This window comes from Halorubrum sp. DM2 (genome assembly GCF_901686465.1).
Taxonomy (GTDB): Archaea; Halobacteriota; Halobacteria; order Halobacteriales; family Haloferacaceae; genus Halorubrum.
Genome location: NZ_LR594487.1, coordinates 2,739,425 through 2,754,698 on the forward strand (window position 1 = coordinate 2,739,425; position 15,274 = coordinate 2,754,698).

Consider the following 15,274-nt stretch of genomic DNA (forward strand, 5'->3'; position numbering starts at 1 on the left):
CCGCGGTGCGGCCTCGGAGGCGCGCGCCACCGCGTCGCACAGTAAATGGAGCCGCAGCCCGTTTCTTTTAACCGCTCCCCGCACGCGGGTTCCGATATGATCACGCTCACCTCGGACTTCGGCTCGCCGTACCCCGCCGCGATGAAGGGAGTGATCCGCCGGCACACGGACGCCGAGATGATCGACGTCGCACACGACCTGCCGCGCGGCGACCCGCGCGCGGCGGCCTTCTGGCTCCGGTTCGTCCTCCCGGAGTTCCCGCCGGCGGTCCACTGCGCCGTCGTCGACCCCGGCGTCGGCACCGACCGCGACGCGCTCGTCGTCCGCGCCGGCGCGCACGTCCTCGTCGCGCCCGACAACGGCCTCGCGATGCCCCCGGCCCGGGCACTGGCCGCCGACGAGTCGGATATCGAGACCTGGACCGTCGCGGTCGACGAGCCGGCGAGCGAGACGTTCCACGGCCGCGACGTGTTCGCCCCGACCGCCGCCCGCGTCCGAACGGCGCTCGACGACGCGGACGGAGAGCGGGCGGACGGGGCGGACGGGGCGGACGGGGCGCTGACCCCGGACGCGGTCGCCGACGCGCTCGCGGCGATGGACGACCTCGCCCCCGCGAGCGACCCCGTCGACGTCCGCTTCCCGGAGCCGACGGTCGAGCGCGCCGGGGGCGACGATGGGGAGGGTGGCGATGGTGAGGTCGACGACGGGGCGGACGACGCCGGGGAGGTCGTCGCCGTCGACGGCGAAGTGCTCGCGATCGACCGGTTCGGGAACGTGATCACCAACGTTCCGGGAGCGCTGATCCGCGGCCGCGACTGGATCCGCGTCGACGGCGACCTCACGCCGGTCGCGGAGACGTTCGGTGCCGTCGACCCCGGCGAGCGACTGGTCACCGTCGGGAGCCACGGCTACGTGGAGTGCGATGTCAACGACGGGCGCGGCGACGGCGCGTTCGACCTCCGGCCGGGCGATTCGGTGCGGCTCGTGCCCGACAGCGTCAGCCTGTGAGTCGAAGAGTTCGCGCGAACCGCTCCGGCCGTCGACCTCAGAGTTCGACGCCCGAGGGGATCAGGCTCTCGCTGCGGAGGAGGTTCCCCTCGTGGTCGTACACGAGGAACGTGTCCTTGTCGTAGGCGACGAGCCGCTCGCCCTCGACGTCGATCTCGACGCGGTACTGCGCGTCGCCGTCCTCCGTGGCGTCGCGGGCGGCGTGGATGAAGGGGAGTACGTCGGTCGCCGTCTCGTTGAGTTCGAGGACGAAGTCGCCGGTGTATCGGTTGGTGACGCCGACCACGCCCTCCGGGTCGTCCGCCTCGTCCAGCGGCTCTCGGAGCCGGAAGGCGACGTCGATCTCGTCGGCCGTGAGCAGGTCGCCGTCGCTCTCGCCCCCGGAGAGCCGATCGCGGAGCAGTTCCTCCGGTCCGTGGAAGTCGATCCGCACCAGCGGAGGCGACCGGGAGTCGACGCCGTTTCCAACGCCGTCGACGGTCAAATCGAAGTAGTCACGCCGCATTTCCTGTTAGTCGCTTTGCGGCCCGGCCGTATCAACGTAACGGGCGGATCGACGAGACGAGCGGATCGACGACGGCGGGGATCGGCGGTGCGAGATCGACGAGACGAGCGGATCGACGGTGATGGCTCCGCCCCGATGTCGGTTGTGATAATCGTCGGGAGTAGTTTAACTTCCCCCCGCCGCAACATCCCCACGTCTATGGCGAGCGACGTCGGCGGGAGCGACCTCGGCGACCGGATCGAGGCCTTCCAGCGGCGACTCTCTCGGGCGTGGGAGCTGCTTCAGGGGTCCACGCTCGACGTCCGCCCGTTCCGCCCCGGACAGGACGGGCCGCTCGCCTCATTCACCGTTCCCGAGGACGAACGCGAGATCGACCGCTACTGGGTGAACGCGCCGTACGCGTACGTCGTGATCACCTACGACGATGTCGAGAGCGAACACCGCTACTACGCCGTCGAACCGGAGCTGGACGCGTTCGAGCGCGACCTCCTCGACCGCGTCGTCGACGACATCCGCGACCCGCTCCTGTACCGCGAGGGGACCGGGAAGACCGACGAGGAGACGCTCAGATCGGAGCTGGAGACGCTGTTGGAGGGGTACGGCGTCGAGGCCGGAATGGACACGTTCCACGCGCTCGCGTACTACCTCTACCGCGACTTCCGCGGCTACGGGAAGGTCGATCCGCTCCTCAACGACCGGCACATCGAGGACGTCTCGTGTGACGGCTACGACCTCCCGATCTTCGTCTACCACGACGAGTACACCGACATCGAGACGAACGTCTCCTACGGGCCGGAGGAACTCGACAGCTACGTGATCCGGCTCGCCCAGCAGTCCGGTCGGCACGTCTCCGTCGGCGATCCCATCGTGGGGACGACGCTGCCGGACGGCTCGCGTGCCGAGCTCTCCCTCGGCGAGGAGGTGACGCCGCGCGGCTCGGCGTTCACGATCCGTCAGTACGCCGAGGACCCGTTCACGCCGGTCGATCTCGTCGAGTACGGGACCTTCTCCGTCGAGCAGATGGCGTACTTCTGGCTCTGTATCGAGCACAACAAGAGTCTCATCTTCGCCGGCGGTACCGCCTCCGGGAAGACCACGTCGATGAACGCGGTCTCGATGTTCATTCCGCCGCGCGCGAAGGTTCTCTCGATCGAGGACACCCGCGAGCTCTCCTTATACCACGACAACTGGCTCTCCTCGATCACCCGCGAGCGCCGCTACGAGGGGGCCGATATCGACATGTACGACCTGCTGCGCTCCGCGCTGCGCCACCGCCCCGAGTACATCATCGTCGGCGAGGTCCGCGGGGAAGAGGCTATCACCCTGTTTCAGGCGATGAACACGGGACACACGACGTTCTCGACGATGCACGCCGACTCGATCGAGACGGTGATCAACCGGCTGGAGAACGAGCCGATCAACGTGCCGCGCGCGATGGTCCAGTCGCTCGATCTCCTCTCGGTCCAGACGATGACTCGCTCCGGCGAGCAGCGCGTCCGCCGCGCGAAGGCGATCGGCGAGATCGGCGGCATCGACCAGCGGACCGGCGAGCTCGACTACTCGTCGGCGTTCGAGTGGGACCCCGACTCTGACACGTTCCAGCGGAACGACTCGTCGCTGTTGGATGAGATCGCCGACGAGCGCGGCTGGTCCCGCTCGGAGTTGCTCCGCGAGGTCCGCCGCCGCGAGCGCTTCCTCGAACTGCTTTCCGCGCTCGGCATCGACGACTACCGCACGTTCACCGCCCTCGTCAACGAGTACTACGCCGACGCCGACCGCGTGATGGACAAACTCGACGAGCGGGTCGCCGCGGCCGACGGCGTCGACGCCGACGCCCTCACGGACGAGGAAAACGCTGCCACCGCGGGGGACCCGGCGGCCACGGACCGATGATCGAGTACGTCCCCCTCGTCGCGGCGGTCGCGGCCTGCCTCGCGCTCGCGCTCCCGCTCGTCGACGACCGGGCCGACCTGTTCGTCACCCGCGTCGCGCTGACGGCCTTCGGCGACTACGTCGGGGAGAACGAGACGCGGCGGCGGGCCCAGCGCGACCGGATGCGCGCGGCCCACGTCGCCGGGACGACGCACCGGGTGTACGCCTCGCGCACGCTGCTGTACGCCGCCGTTCTCGGCGTCGCCGGCAGCGTCATCGGCGTGTACGGTGCCGCGGGACTGCTCGCCGCGCTCGACGTCGGCGAGGCGGCGATCCGCGGGGCGCTCCCGGCCCAGTTCGGGTTCGTCGCGGTCGTCGCGCGGCTCGCCGACCTCGGTCTCGGGAGGCTGTTCGTCCTGCTCGCGGTCGTCTCCGCGACGGTCGGGTCGGGACTGGCGCTCGGCGCGTACGTCGCCCGGTGGCAGCTGCTCGACCAGCGCGCACACGCGAGGGCGGCTGAGATCGACGCCACCCTACCCCGGACCGTCGCGTTCATGTACGCGCTCTCGCGCTCGGGGATGGCGTTCCCGCGGGTGATGGACACGCTCGCGGAGAACGAGTCGGTGTACGGCGAGGCCGCCACGGAGCTGTCGGTCGCGGTCCGCGACATGAACGCCTTCGGGACCGACTCGCTCACCGCGCTCCAGCGCATCTCCCGGCGGACGCCCAGCGACGACTTAGCGGACTTCTCGGAGAACCTCGCGTCCGTCCTCGGGACCGGGCAGTCGGTGTCGGCGTTCCTCAACGACCAGTACGAGCGGTATCAGGCGGAGGCGGAGGCGAAACAGGAGCAGTACTTAGAGTTGCTCTCGACGTTCGCCGAGGCGTACGTGACCGCGCTGGTCGCCGGGCCGCTCTTTTTCATCACCATCCTCGTCGTCATCGGCCTCGTCTTACAGGACACGATGCCGCTCTTACGCGTCGTCGTCTACGTCGGTGTCCCGCTCGCCACCTTCGGGTTCGTCGTCTACGTCGACAGCGTGACGCAGGGGATCGGCGGCACCGAGACGGTCGCGGAGTCGTCGCTGTCGGACCCGGACACTCCGTCCGTCTCGGGGGTGCGCCACGCGACGGACGAGTCCGGAGACCGGGGCGGATCCCCGCGGTTCGACGGGGGGACGGCGAGCGGACGCGGGCCGGACGGGACCACCTCGGACGGGGCCGCCCGCGACGGTCCCGGCGCGGACCGGTGGGCGGCGAGCCGCGAACGCCTCCGGATCTACGACCGGCTCCGCGGGGCGCGTCAGCTGATCGCGTCGCCGGCCGAGACCGTGCTGGCCTCGCCGCGGACCGTGTTCCTCGCGGCCGTCCCGATCGCGGTCGTCGGGCTGCTGATCTTCGCGTTCCCGATAACGCTCGGGACGCCGGTGGAGATGGTCGGACAGGTCGACGGGCCGCTCGTCGCCGCGACCACGTTCGTCCTCGCGGCGTACGCGGTCGCCTACGAGTTCGGCAAGCGGCGGGTCCGGCGCGTCGAGTCCGCGGTCCCCGACTTCCTCGACCGACTCGCCAGCGTCAACGAGGCGGGGACCGCCGTGGTCGGCAGCGTCCGTCGCGTCGCGGACTCGAACTTGGAGGCGCTGACCGCGGACCTCCGGCGGACGCGCCGCGACGTGGACTGGGGGGCGGACGTCTCGACCGCGCTGCGACGGCTCGAACGGCGGGTCCGGTCGCCGATGATGTCCCGGGCGGTCGCGCTCGTCACGAACGCGATCCGGGCGAGCGGCGACGTCGGGCCGGTCCTGCGGATCGCCGCCGACGAGTCGCGCGCGACCTGGTCGCTCCGGCGCGAGCGCCGGCAGGTGATGTTGACCTACCTCATCGTCATTTACATCTCCTTTTTCGTCTTCATCGGGATCATCGCGGCGCTGTCGGTGTCGTTCATCCCCGCTATCGAGTCGGCGGGCGTTCCGGGAACGGGCGGCGGCCTCCCGGACGCCGGAAGCGGCGCTCCCTCCGGTCCGTCCGGGATCACGGACGGGATCGGCGACATCGACGTGGACGCCTACGAGCAGCTGTTCTTCCACGCCGCGGCGATCCAGGCGACCTGCTCCGGGCTCGTCGCCGGCCAACTCGGGGAGGGGTCGGTGCGCGACGGCGTGAAACACGTCGTGGTACTGCTCGCGGTCACGCTCGTCACGTTCGTCGCGATCGGACTGGTGTGATCCGGCCGTCGAGCGACGCCCGGCCGCACGAGCTAAACGGGTCGCCGCCGAGCGGGACGTATGGACTCGGAATCGACCGGCGACTCGGAACCGACCGAAGACCCGGCGTCGATCGGTGGCCCGACGTCGACCGGCGACCCGCAGTCGACCTACGACCGCATCGCGAGCCACTTCTCGAAGACCCGCGAGTACGCCTGGCCCGAGGTCGAGTCGTTCCTGGAGGGCCGGTCGGCGACCCGCGCGCTCGACGTCGGCTGCGGGAACGGTCGGCACACCGAGGCGCTCGTGTCGCACGCGGACACCGCGGTCGGCGTCGACCTCAGCCGCGGCCTGCTCGACGAGGCGCTCTCCCGCGCCCGCGACCGGGGGTTCGCGGACGCGGCCGCGTTCGTCCACGGGGACGCCGCGTCGCTGCCGGTGCGCGACGACGCGGTCGACCTCGCGGCCTACGTCGCCACGCTCCACCACCTCTCGCCCCGGGCCGCGCGCGTCGAGAGCCTGAACGAACTGGCTCGGGTCCTCGCGCCGGGCGGGGTCGCGCTCGTCAGCGCGTGGAGCACGGCCCACGACCGGTTCGACCGCGACGAGGGGTTCGACACGACCGTTGACTGGACGCTCCCGGGCGGCGAGACTGTCCCCCGGTACTATCACATCTACTCTCCCGCTGAGTTCGAGTCAGATCTCGCCGCGAGCGACCTCGAACTCCGTCACACGCGGGTTTCGAGCGGAAACTGTTACGCGGTGGTGTCGGCGGTGAGCCGCTAATTATCACCGAGGATACTGACGGGGGTGGATTAAAGAGTCCCTGTCGAGCGCCTGATGATAATGGCCGACACCCTTCTCGAACGGATCTTGCGTCGGGTCGCGCCCGACGCGGTGGCCCGGAGCTACCTCGCGAAGTTCCTCGTCGCTCTCGTTGTCGTCGTGCTCGCGATCGGTGCCGTCGGAGCCGTCACGTACGCGGAGACGACGGAGCAGCTCGAATCGAGCGCGCAGGACGACTACACCGCCGTCGCGGAGCTGAGCGCGACCGACCTTGACGCTTGGGCGACCGAGCGCCGCACCGCGATTCGGAACGTCGCCGACAACGACATCTTCTCTCAGGACGCAGACCGGGTGGACGGATACCTCGCGTCGCACCTCTCGCGGGCCGACGAGTCGGTCGCCGCTCTCCACTTCGTCGACCCGGCCGAGGGGACCGTCCTCGCTACCACCGACGAGGGCGACGGCGGCGAGACGGTGGCCTCGAAGGCGTGGTTTGGCGACGACATCGTGTACGGAGACGAGGTGTTCAGGAGCCAGCCGTACCGGGTCGACGGCGAACGCCGGATCGCGTACGTCACCTCGACGCCGATCGGCGACTACCTCGTGATGGAGGTGTCGCTCGCCCCCGTCACGGCCGACCTCCGGCAGCCGACGGAGGGCGCGTTCACCACCATCGTCGAGCCGAACGGCGAGATCACGGCGAGCGACAACGACTACGCCGCCGGTTTCCGCTACGACAACGAGATCCGGTCGACACTGTTCGACGAGGAGGGGGCCGTCGGCTTCCTCCCGTCGGCGACGTTCGGCTTCGCGGACGGCGGCGAGTACCTCGTCGCGTACGCGCCCCTCGAAACCGAGGACTGGCTGGTCGCGGTCCACGTCCCCCTCTCCGAGGCGTACGCGCTCTCCGGGATGATCGGACGGAACCTCCTCCTCATCGTCGGCGTCGCGGTCGTCGGGCTGGGCCTGCTCGGCGGGACGCTCGGCCGCGGCACCGTCGTCGAGCTGAACCGGCTCCGGTCGCGCGCGTCGGCGCTCGCCGACGGCGACCTCGACGTCGAGTTCGACACGGAACGGCGCGACGAGTTCGGCGACCTCTCCGGGGCGTTCGCGACGATGCGCGACTCGCTGCGCGAGCAGATTCAGTCGGCCGAGACGCAGCGCGAGCGGGCCGAGGCGGCGAAGGCCGAGAGCGACGCGTTCGCCGAGCGGCTGGAGTCGCGCGCGAACGACTTCGGCGAGACGATGGCGGCCTGCGCCGAGGGCGACCTCACCGCCCGGCTCCGCGCCGACGCTGACGACCCCGAGGCGCTCCGTTCCATCGCCACGGAGTTCAACGACGCGATGGACGAGTTGGAGGCCGCGATCGCCGAGGTCGACTCCTTCGCGGTCGAGGTGGCTGACCGGAGCGACGCCGTCACGGACGGGACCGACGAGGCCGCGGCCGCCGGCCGGGAGACCAGCGACGCGGTCGACGAGATCTCCGCCGGCGCGGAGCGACAGAGCCGCCAGCTGGCCGAGGTGGCCGGCGAGATGGAGGACATGTCCGCGACCGTCGAGGAGGTCGCCGCCTCCGCCGATCAGGTCGCGACCACCTCCCGGCAGGCCGACTCGCTCACCGAGGAGGGCCGCGAGGCGGCGGCCGACGCCGTCGAGGAACTCCACGGGATCGAGGCGCGCTCGGAGTCCGCTGCGGAGACGGTAGAGCGGCTCGAAGCCGAGATGGCGGAGGTCGACGAGATCGTCGAGACGATCTCGGAGATCGCGGACCAGACCAACCTGCTCGCGCTGAACGCCTCGATCGAGGCCGCCCGCGCGGGCGAGAGCGGCTCCGGCTTCGCGGTCGTCGCGGAGGAGGTGAAGTCGCTCGCGGAGGAGACGCAGGAGTCCGCCGCCGAGGTGGAGTCGCTAATCGGTAGCCTCCGCGAGCGGACCGACGAGAGCGTCGACGAGATGGCCGCGATCCGTGAGGGGGTCGACGACGGCGTCGAGGTTGTCGAGGACGCGGAGGACGCCCTCGAAGAGGTCTCAGAGCGCGTGAGCGAGGCCGACGACGGCGTTCAGGAGATATCCGGCGCGATGGACGCGCAGGCGTCGTCGGTCAGCGAGGTCACCGGCGCGGTCGACGACCTCGCGGGCGTGAGCCAGCAGACCACCGCCGAGGCGACCACCGTCGCCTCAGCGGCAGAGGAGCAGGCCGCCACGCTCGGCGAAGTCTCCGAGCAGGCGCACGACCTCCACGAGCGCGCCCGCGACCTGCGAGAGATGACCGAGGGCTTCGAGGTCGACGCCGACGGAGCCGCTGTCGGTGGCGACGACTCGACCGAGACGACGGACGCGGCCGAGTCGGCGTTCTCCTTCGGCGCTGACGAGGTGTCCGCGGACGCCGCTCCCGCCAGCACGGACGGCGGCACCGCCGACGAGACGGTCCGAGCGAGCGATCCGGACGCAGACGGCTCGGAGAGCTGAGAGCGGTCGCTCGATGAGTAGGGTCGAACGGAAAAGCGATCGGTGTCGTCCGCGACGATGCCTCGGATCGGTCGCGTCGCGGTCAGCGGTCCCGCCTCCTTCAGTCGGCCATCGTCTCGTGGCTGACGCCCCGGCCGTCCGGGAGCGGTGCCACGATCCGGTACGCCGCGTACAGGCCCAGCACCGCGATGCCGGCCAGCACGAACGCCGTGCGGATCTCCGGCGAGATCAGCGGCATCGCCGTCACTTCGCCCGCCTCGTTCGTGATCGGGGCCGGACTGAACGGCTGTCCCGAAAGGGTCTCAACCAGTCCGAGGACCACGATGCCGAACAGCATCAGTCCCGCGCTCAACGCCCGCGCCGCCGTGTCGATGATGTCTGTCATTGGAAGTCACCTCTCAGCCGAGCAGGTACCGCAGCTTGGGGTTCTGTTTGACGAGCGCCGTCTCCTCGATGAGCGCGTCGAGACCGTAGTACCGACCGGCCGCAAGCACGATCACGGTCAGGAACAGGAGCAGTCCCATGAGGTCGCTGTTGACGACGCCGTGACCGAACTCGGCGTTGCCGATCCAGAACAAGGACATGAAGATGACCCCGCCGAACGCGGCGAACCGAGTGAACGCCCCGGCGATCAGCGCCAGCCCGATGAGCGTCTCGAACAGGGGTACTCCCGGCTCGATGAGAAACGCGAGGTTGTTCCCCATCCACACCGGGATCGGGCCGAGGGCGGTCCCGGTCATCTCCGACATGTACATCGGGCCGTAGCTGTACGAGAACCCGTCGGTCAGGATCTTGGTGAACCCCGAGTGGAAGAACCACCAGCCAGTGACGACGCGCAGGAACGCGATCCAGTACGTCGCCCAGGGCCCGTCCAGCGCGAACTCGGTCTCGCCGACCAGCGGACTGCTAGTTTGGTATGACATCGGTGTCACCTCACGGGTGTACCTTGGGTGGGTACACACGTATATCCCGAACAGTGTTCTAAGCGGCTGAAAAGCGTTCTAGCGCGCTGGGAGGGGTCCGCAGTATCGTGGGTCTTTAAGTACGGCTCACGCAGATTGGTCGTTCAGCCACGACACTCCTCGGGGCGTTCGGTCCGAACACGGAACGCTTATGAAACACGTTCCGCCTACGTATGGATGCGTCGTCGACCGACGCGAGCGCCGGTGGTCTAGTGGTAGGACCTGAGCCTTCCAAGCTCATGGCCCGGGTTCAAATCCCGGCCGGCGCACTCCCTGCGGTCGTGCGCCGGCCGACCTCCCGCTCGCTTCGCTCGCGGGAGTCCCGGCCGGCGATTTCTTCGCCTCGCTCGGAAATCCTGAGAGGGATTTGAACCCTATCAGTCGCGCGCAGCGAGCGATACGAGGCACAAACGAAAGTCCCGGCCGGCCAAATTGTTTCGTTCGAAAATACGGCAGAGATGAACCTCGCTCTCTCACGTACGGCACCGCACAGCCTCACGCCTCCCCAGCCTCGTCGGCGGTCCTCCGCTTCGCTTCGGACCACCGACTCCCTCGCGCGGCGCTGCTTCGCGGCCGCCGAGGGCGACCGCTCGCAGGCGCGCGCCGACCGCGAGGCTGTATGAATGGGTGAGTGAAAATCACCTCAAAAGCCGAACCGCTCGCGTTCCGCGTTCAGTCGTCGTCCGCCGCGGGTGCCTCGGTGTTTTCTGCGGGTGCGTCCTCGCGCGGGCCGCCCGCGTGGCCCTCGTGGGCGACGGCGGTCGCCATGAGGTGCGGCGGGATGGCGGGCACCTCGTCGGCGTCGACGGGACCGTCGGCCTCGATCTCCTCCGTCGAGCGCGGGAACTCGCGGATCTCCTTGTGGATGGCGAGGCCGGCCTTCGCGCCCTGCCCCATCGCGACGGGCACCTGATTGTGGCCGGGCGTGATGTCGCCGACCGCGAACACGCCGTCCTCGCTGGTGCGCCCGTGGTCGTCGACGTCGATCTCGCCGCTCTCGGTCAACTCGCAGCCGAGCCCCTCGGCGAGCGCGGTGTTGTAGTCGGAGCCGTACATCGCGAACCCGCCGCGGTACTCGCGGCGGCTGCCGTCATCGAACTCCAGCGCTTCGAGCCAGCCGGAGTCGGGGTCGTTCTCGACGCCCGTCACGTCCTCGCGGACGACCTCGACGGGGTGGGCGTCGAGCTGGGCGGCCGTCTCGTCGCTCCACGTCGGCTCCTCGCCGCGGGTCAGGACGTCCACGTCGTCGGTGACGTTGAGCATGATCATCGCGACGTGGGCGGCGGCCTCGCCGTGGCCCATCACGTACACCGGCTCGTCGACGAACATGTAGGCGTCGCAGTGGAGACAGTAGTGAAGCCCCTTGCCCGTCCGCGGGAGCGGCGGTTCGGGACGCTCGTCGGAGAAGCCGGTCCCGAGGACGACGCGATCCGCGGTGATCTCGGCGTCGTTCGTGGAGAGGCGGAACCGGTCGTCGTCGGTGCGCTCGACGTCGGTGACGAAGCCGCGCTCGAAGGTCCCGCCGTACGACTGCACCTGCTCGCGGCCGGTCTGGAGGAACTCGTTGCCGGAGGTGTCCTCGGTGACGCCGATCACGTTGTGCGTGTCGGCCATCATCGCCGCGCGCCCGCCGCCGCGGTCGATCAGCACCGTCTCGTGGCCCAGTCGAGCGCCGTACAGCGCGGTCGTCAATCCGGCCGGTCCGCCGCCGACCACCGCGATCTCGTACGCGTCGTCTGCCGAACTCATTACCGATCGTACGCGTCGCGGCGGTTTAAATGGCCCCGTGCTGTGCGCGGTCGGCGACCAGCCACGTCGAGTCGTAGCGAGAGCGATGCCGGCTCGTCCACGCAACCCGACCGCGTGCCCGGAGATTTATGCCTGCGTACCGCGTTCGCTGGGGCAGTGCCCTCTCGTCTCGCTCTCGCCGTCTGCCTCCTGTTCGTCGGGGCCGCCGCGGACGTGGCGACGACGTACGTCGCCCTCACCGGCAGCGAGTACGTCGAGGGGTCGCCGATCGGCCGCCTGTTCATCTCCCGGTTCGGCCTCCTCCGCGGGATGCTCCTCACGAAGGTCGCCGGAATGGCCGTCATCGGGATTCCGGTGGCGGTCGCGGGCGGCACGCGTCGGTTCGTCGCGACGCTGATGTGCGCGGGCGTCGGCGTCCTCTCGCTTCTCGTCGCCGCGCGGAACCTCCTGTTCGTCGCCGGCGTGTGGCCCTGACGCCCGACGCCACCGGCTCGAAGCTGATCGACCCGCGGCGGCGGCCGCCGCGACCCCAGCGGTTTTGCGTTGCCGGCGACAGGCGATCGTATGTCACGCCAGTCCGCTCCGGTCCCGTCTCCGCCGGAGACCGAACGTGAGGTCGTCACGGAGACGCTCCACGGGGTCGAGATCGACGACCCGTACCGGTGGCTCGAAGGCGACGACGAGGCGGTCCACCGGTGGACCGACGCGCAGAACGACCACGCCGACGCCGCGCTCGACGACGACCTCCGGGAGGGACTCCGCCCGCGGTTCGACGACCTCGTTGAGGTGGCCGACTACGGGCCGATCACCGTCCGCGAGGACCGCTACTTCGCGACGGTCCGCGAGCCGGGGGCGGACCACGCCCGTCTCGTCGTCCGCGACGCGCCGGACGGCGAGGACCGCGTCCTCGTCGATCCGAACGCGTGGGCGGCGAACCGCGACGACGACCGGCCGCCCCGGTCGATGGCGTGGTACGTCCCGTCTCACGACGGCGACCGCGTCGCGGTCGGCGTCACCGAGGGCGGCGACGAGAACTACGACGTCCGCGTCCTCTCGGTCCACGACCCGAGCGAAACGGTGTCGAACGCCGACGCGGCCGACGGCTTCGGCGCGGGCGTCGAGGAGGTCGCCGTCCTCCCCGAGCGCGGCCGCGTCAACGCGGGGAGCCTCGCGTGGGAGGCGGACGGCGAGGGGTTCGTCTACGTCGCCACCGGCGGCGCGGCCGACGGCGCGCAGATGGACAAAGAGATCCGCCGGTTCCGGCTCGCCGACGGTCCCGAAGCGGAGGAAGTGCTGCTTGAACACGACGACCGGCACGTCTGGCCCCGGGTGACCGTCGACCCCGACTCCGGCCTGCTCGCGGTCGCCTTCTCCGAGATGGTCGGAGGGACCGAGTGGTACGTCCACGTCGACGGCGACCTCCGTCCCGTCCTGACCGACACCGACGCCGAGACCTCGGTCCGGTTCCACGACGGGACGGCGTTCGTCACGACCGATCACGACGCCCCCCGGCGGCGGCTGCTCGCCTGCTCGGTCGACCGGTTCCGCGAGGGCGACCTCTCGTTCGACGAGTGTCGCGAGGTGCTTCCCGAGGGCGAGGGGATCCTCCGGTCGGCGGTCCCGACGCCCGAGCGCCTCCTCGTGCACCGCCGGCGGGACGCGCACTCGCGGCTCTCGGTCCACGACCGCAACGGGACGCACCTGTGGGACGTGTCGCTGCCGGACTACTGCTCCGTGACGTGGGTCTCCGCGGCCCGCGACGCGCCGGAGGCGTTCTTCGGCGTGACGGGGTTCGACCGGCCGCCAGCGGTCCGCGGACTCGATCTGGCCGCCGAAGCGGGGAATGGCGTGGATGACGTGGATGAGGACGACTCCGACCCCGCCGAGTCGACCGCGATCGACTCGGTCGACCTGTCGGTCCCCGACGACCTCGTCGTCGAACAGCGGTTCGTCGACTCGACGGACGGTGCCGAGGTCCCGGTGTTCGTCTGCTACCGCGAGGGGGTCCAGGTCGACGGGCCGCGGCCGACCCTGCTGTACGGCTACGGCGGGTTCCGCAACAGCGTCACGCCGTCGTTCGGCCGGTTTCGGCTCCCGTTCCTCGCGGACGGCGGCGCGTTCGCGGCGGTGTGCGCGCGCGGCGGGTACGAGTACGGCGAGCCGTGGCACGAGGCCGGGATGCTGGCCGAGAAACAGCACACCTTCGACGACTTCATTGCGGCCGGCGAGGCGCTCTGCGAGTCGGGACTCACCGACAGCGACCATCTGGCGGTCGCGGGCGGGTCGAACGGCGGGCTCTCCGTCGGCGCGGTCGTCACGCAGCGGCCGGAGCTGTGGGCGGCCGCGCAGTGCGCGGTCCCGCTCTTGGACATGCTGCGGTTCCACCGCTTCCTGCTCGGCGAGTCGTGGACGACGGAGTACGGCCACCCGGAGGACCCGGAGGCGTTCGAGTACCTCCGGGCGTACTCGCCGTATCACAACATCGACCCCGACGAAAGCTACCCGCCGGTGTACTTCACCACGGCCGCGAGCGACACGCGGGTCCATCCCTCACACGCCCGGAAAATGACCGCGCGGCTCCAGAACGAGGCCGCGGGCGGCCCCTTCCTGTTGCGCACCAAGCCCGAGACCGGCCACGGCGTCGGCAAGCCCGCCTCGATGATCGTCGACGAGCAGACGGACTCGTGGGCGTTCCTCTACGAGCGGTTGGAGGTTGAAGTCGGGGACGGCGGCGACCGCGATTCCGCTGCCACCGATCGCGCTGCCGCCGACCGCGACGACGGGGCGTAAGTCACTCGCCCTCGTAGAGGCGCTCGGCGGTCAGCTCCGGGAGGTCGGCCTCCCGGACCGCGGCGGCGACGCGGTCGATGTCGTACTCCACGCGGCGCGTCTCGACCGCGTCGGTCCCGTCGGTCGTCGTGTCGAGGACCGCGTAGCCGGCTCTGGGGTCGCCGTCGCGCGGCTGGCCAACGCTGCCCGGATTACAGACGAACCCGCCGCCCGCCTCCCGGACGCCCTGAACGTGGGTGTGGCCGAGGACGATCCCGTCGTACTCGCCCATGTGGCGGTCGAGGGTCGGGAACTCCTCCGGGTAGACGTAGGCGTCCTCGCGCTCGGCCGCGGGGTGCGAGTGGACGAGCAGGTAGCGGTCGCCCGCGATCGTCTCGGTCCGCGGGAGGCCGCCGACCCACTCGCGCTGCTCGTCGTACAGCGACGCCTTCGCGTGTTCGAGGCCCGCCTCGGCCATCCGGTTGGCGCGGTAGCGCTCGGGGGTTTCGACGGTGCGGTCGTGGTTCCCGCGCACCGTCGCGGCCGCGATCTCGCGCACGCGCTCGACGCACTCGGCGGGCCACGGGTTGTAGCCGACCACGTCGCCCGCGCAGTAGATCCGGTCGACCGCGGGCATGTCGTCGAGGACCGTCTCCAGCGCCGGGAGGTTCGCGTGGACGTCCGAGATGAGACCGATCTTCATCGGCGGAGGGTTCGGTCGGCGGGAGGGAATAGGTTGTGGCGGGAGGTGCGCCGCGGAACGGAACACATCCAAGTCCGGACCCTCGGCGGTCAGTCAACGCGAAAAAGCCGAAAACGTCTTTCTGCGGTGCTGTGGCGTCGCCGGCGGCTTCGCCGCCGGCTGCCAGAGGCGCGCAGCGCCTCACTGCGTGCCTCCGAGCGGTCGCCATCGGCGACCGTGAGGAGCACCGCGCGAGGGACGCGGCGAC

Annotated in this window: 12 protein-coding genes and 1 tRNA gene; 8 read left to right on the forward strand and 5 right to left on the reverse strand. The window is 70.3% G+C overall.

What is annotated here, in order from left to right; translation table 11 throughout:
- Positions 1-96 precede the first annotated feature (96 nt).
- Complete coding sequence (locus QOL69_RS13735; RefSeq protein WP_283403617.1) at positions 97-1,008, forward strand: SAM hydrolase/SAM-dependent halogenase family protein; 912 nt, start codon at positions 97-99, stop codon at positions 1,006-1,008.
- Positions 1,009-1,045: 37 nt separating this feature from the next.
- Here the strand turns inward: QOL69_RS13735 and QOL69_RS13740 are convergent, their stop codons facing one another.
- Positions 1,046-1,513, reverse strand: a complete 468-nt coding sequence (locus tag QOL69_RS13740) for a DUF5793 family protein (RefSeq protein WP_283403618.1) — start codon at positions 1,511-1,513, stop codon at positions 1,046-1,048.
- A 198-nt stretch (positions 1,514-1,711) separates the two neighbouring features.
- Between QOL69_RS13740 and QOL69_RS13745 the strand changes: the two genes are divergently transcribed.
- Genes QOL69_RS13745 through QOL69_RS13760 form a run of 4 tightly spaced genes read left to right on the forward strand, consistent with a single transcriptional unit; the run spans position 1,712 to position 8,844 of the window.
- Positions 1,712-3,406 (forward strand): type II/IV secretion system ATPase subunit, encoded by a 1,695-nt coding sequence (locus tag QOL69_RS13745; RefSeq protein ID WP_283403619.1) that lies wholly within the window; start codon positions 1,712-1,714, stop codon positions 3,404-3,406.
- Positions 3,403-5,610, forward strand: a complete 2,208-nt coding sequence (locus QOL69_RS13750; RefSeq protein WP_283403620.1) for a type II secretion system F family protein — start codon at positions 3,403-3,405, stop codon at positions 5,608-5,610. Before QOL69_RS13745 ends, QOL69_RS13750 begins: the two co-directional genes overlap by 4 nt.
- Positions 5,611-5,670: 60 nt before the next feature.
- Complete coding sequence (locus tag QOL69_RS13755) at positions 5,671-6,375, forward strand: class I SAM-dependent methyltransferase (RefSeq protein ID WP_283403621.1); 705 nt, start codon at positions 5,671-5,673, stop codon at positions 6,373-6,375.
- A 60-nt stretch (positions 6,376-6,435) separates the two neighbouring features.
- Entirely contained in the window at positions 6,436-8,844 is a 2,409-nt protein-coding gene (locus tag QOL69_RS13760; protein ID WP_283403622.1) for a methyl-accepting chemotaxis protein, read from the forward strand.
- Between the two features lie 100 nt (positions 8,845-8,944).
- Here the strand turns inward: QOL69_RS13760 and QOL69_RS13765 are convergent, their stop codons facing one another.
- Together QOL69_RS13765 and QOL69_RS13770 are read right to left on the reverse strand one after the other, a co-directional pair.
- On the reverse strand, positions 8,945-9,229 hold the full coding sequence (locus tag QOL69_RS13765) for a hypothetical protein (RefSeq protein WP_283403623.1): 285 nt from the start codon (positions 9,227-9,229) through the stop codon (positions 8,945-8,947).
- 13 nt (positions 9,230-9,242) lie between these two features.
- Positions 9,243-9,767, reverse strand: coding sequence for a DoxX family protein (locus tag QOL69_RS13770; RefSeq protein WP_283403624.1), 525 nt, complete (start codon positions 9,765-9,767; stop codon positions 9,243-9,245).
- A gap of 237 nt (positions 9,768-10,004) precedes the next feature.
- Between QOL69_RS13770 and QOL69_RS13775 the strand changes: the two genes are divergently transcribed.
- Positions 10,005-10,075, forward strand: a tRNA-Gly gene (locus QOL69_RS13775).
- Between the two features lie 403 nt (positions 10,076-10,478).
- On the opposite strand, the gene QOL69_RS13780 is transcribed toward QOL69_RS13775, so the two are convergent.
- Positions 10,479-11,555 (reverse strand): NAD(P)/FAD-dependent oxidoreductase, encoded by a 1,077-nt coding sequence (locus QOL69_RS13780; RefSeq protein WP_283403625.1) that lies wholly within the window; start codon positions 11,553-11,555, stop codon positions 10,479-10,481.
- A gap of 156 nt (positions 11,556-11,711) precedes the next feature.
- Here QOL69_RS13780 and QOL69_RS13785 point away from each other — a divergent pair, with 156 nt between their 5' ends.
- The gene (locus QOL69_RS13785; RefSeq protein WP_048077380.1) at positions 11,712-12,029 is read left to right on the forward strand and encodes a hypothetical protein; all 318 of its coding nucleotides are present in this window, start codon (positions 11,712-11,714) and stop codon (positions 12,027-12,029) included.
- Positions 12,030-12,119: 90 nt separating this feature from the next.
- Positions 12,120-14,345: a prolyl oligopeptidase family serine peptidase gene (locus QOL69_RS13790; RefSeq protein WP_283403626.1), complete on the forward strand. Its 2,226-nt coding sequence runs from the start codon at positions 12,120-12,122 to the stop codon at positions 14,343-14,345.
- A gap of 1 nt (position 14,346) precedes the next feature.
- On the opposite strand, the gene QOL69_RS13795 is transcribed toward QOL69_RS13790, so the two are convergent.
- Complete coding sequence (locus tag QOL69_RS13795; RefSeq protein WP_283403627.1) at positions 14,347-15,027, reverse strand: metallophosphoesterase family protein; 681 nt, start codon at positions 15,025-15,027, stop codon at positions 14,347-14,349.
- Between the last annotated feature and the right edge of the window lie 247 nt (positions 15,028-15,274).

What these genes read in the sequence shown, in the direction of transcription:
- QOL69_RS13735 (WP_283403617.1), top strand. Translation starts at nt 97, where the DNA reads ATGATCACGCTCACCTCGGACTTCGGCTCGCCGTACCCCGCCGCGATG.
- QOL69_RS13740 (WP_283403618.1), bottom strand. Translation starts at nt 1,513, where the DNA reads ATGCGGCGTGACTACTTCGATTTGACCGTCGACGGCGTTGGAAACGGC.
- QOL69_RS13745 (WP_283403619.1), top strand. Translation starts at nt 1,712, where the DNA reads ATGGCGAGCGACGTCGGCGGGAGCGACCTCGGCGACCGGATCGAGGCC.
- QOL69_RS13750 (WP_283403620.1), top strand. Translation starts at nt 3,403, where the DNA reads ATGATCGAGTACGTCCCCCTCGTCGCGGCGGTCGCGGCCTGCCTCGCG.
- QOL69_RS13755 (WP_283403621.1), top strand. Translation starts at nt 5,671, where the DNA reads ATGGACTCGGAATCGACCGGCGACTCGGAACCGACCGAAGACCCGGCG.
- QOL69_RS13760 (WP_283403622.1), top strand. Translation starts at nt 6,436, where the DNA reads ATGGCCGACACCCTTCTCGAACGGATCTTGCGTCGGGTCGCGCCCGAC.
- QOL69_RS13765 (WP_283403623.1), bottom strand. Translation starts at nt 9,229, where the DNA reads ATGACAGACATCATCGACACGGCGGCGCGGGCGTTGAGCGCGGGACTG.
- QOL69_RS13770 (WP_283403624.1), bottom strand. Translation starts at nt 9,767, where the DNA reads ATGTCATACCAAACTAGCAGTCCGCTGGTCGGCGAGACCGAGTTCGCG.
- QOL69_RS13780 (WP_283403625.1), bottom strand. Translation starts at nt 11,555, where the DNA reads ATGAGTTCGGCAGACGACGCGTACGAGATCGCGGTGGTCGGCGGCGGA.
- QOL69_RS13790 (WP_283403626.1), top strand. Translation starts at nt 12,120, where the DNA reads ATGTCACGCCAGTCCGCTCCGGTCCCGTCTCCGCCGGAGACCGAACGT.
- QOL69_RS13795 (WP_283403627.1), bottom strand. Translation starts at nt 15,027, where the DNA reads ATGAAGATCGGTCTCATCTCGGACGTCCACGCGAACCTCCCGGCGCTG.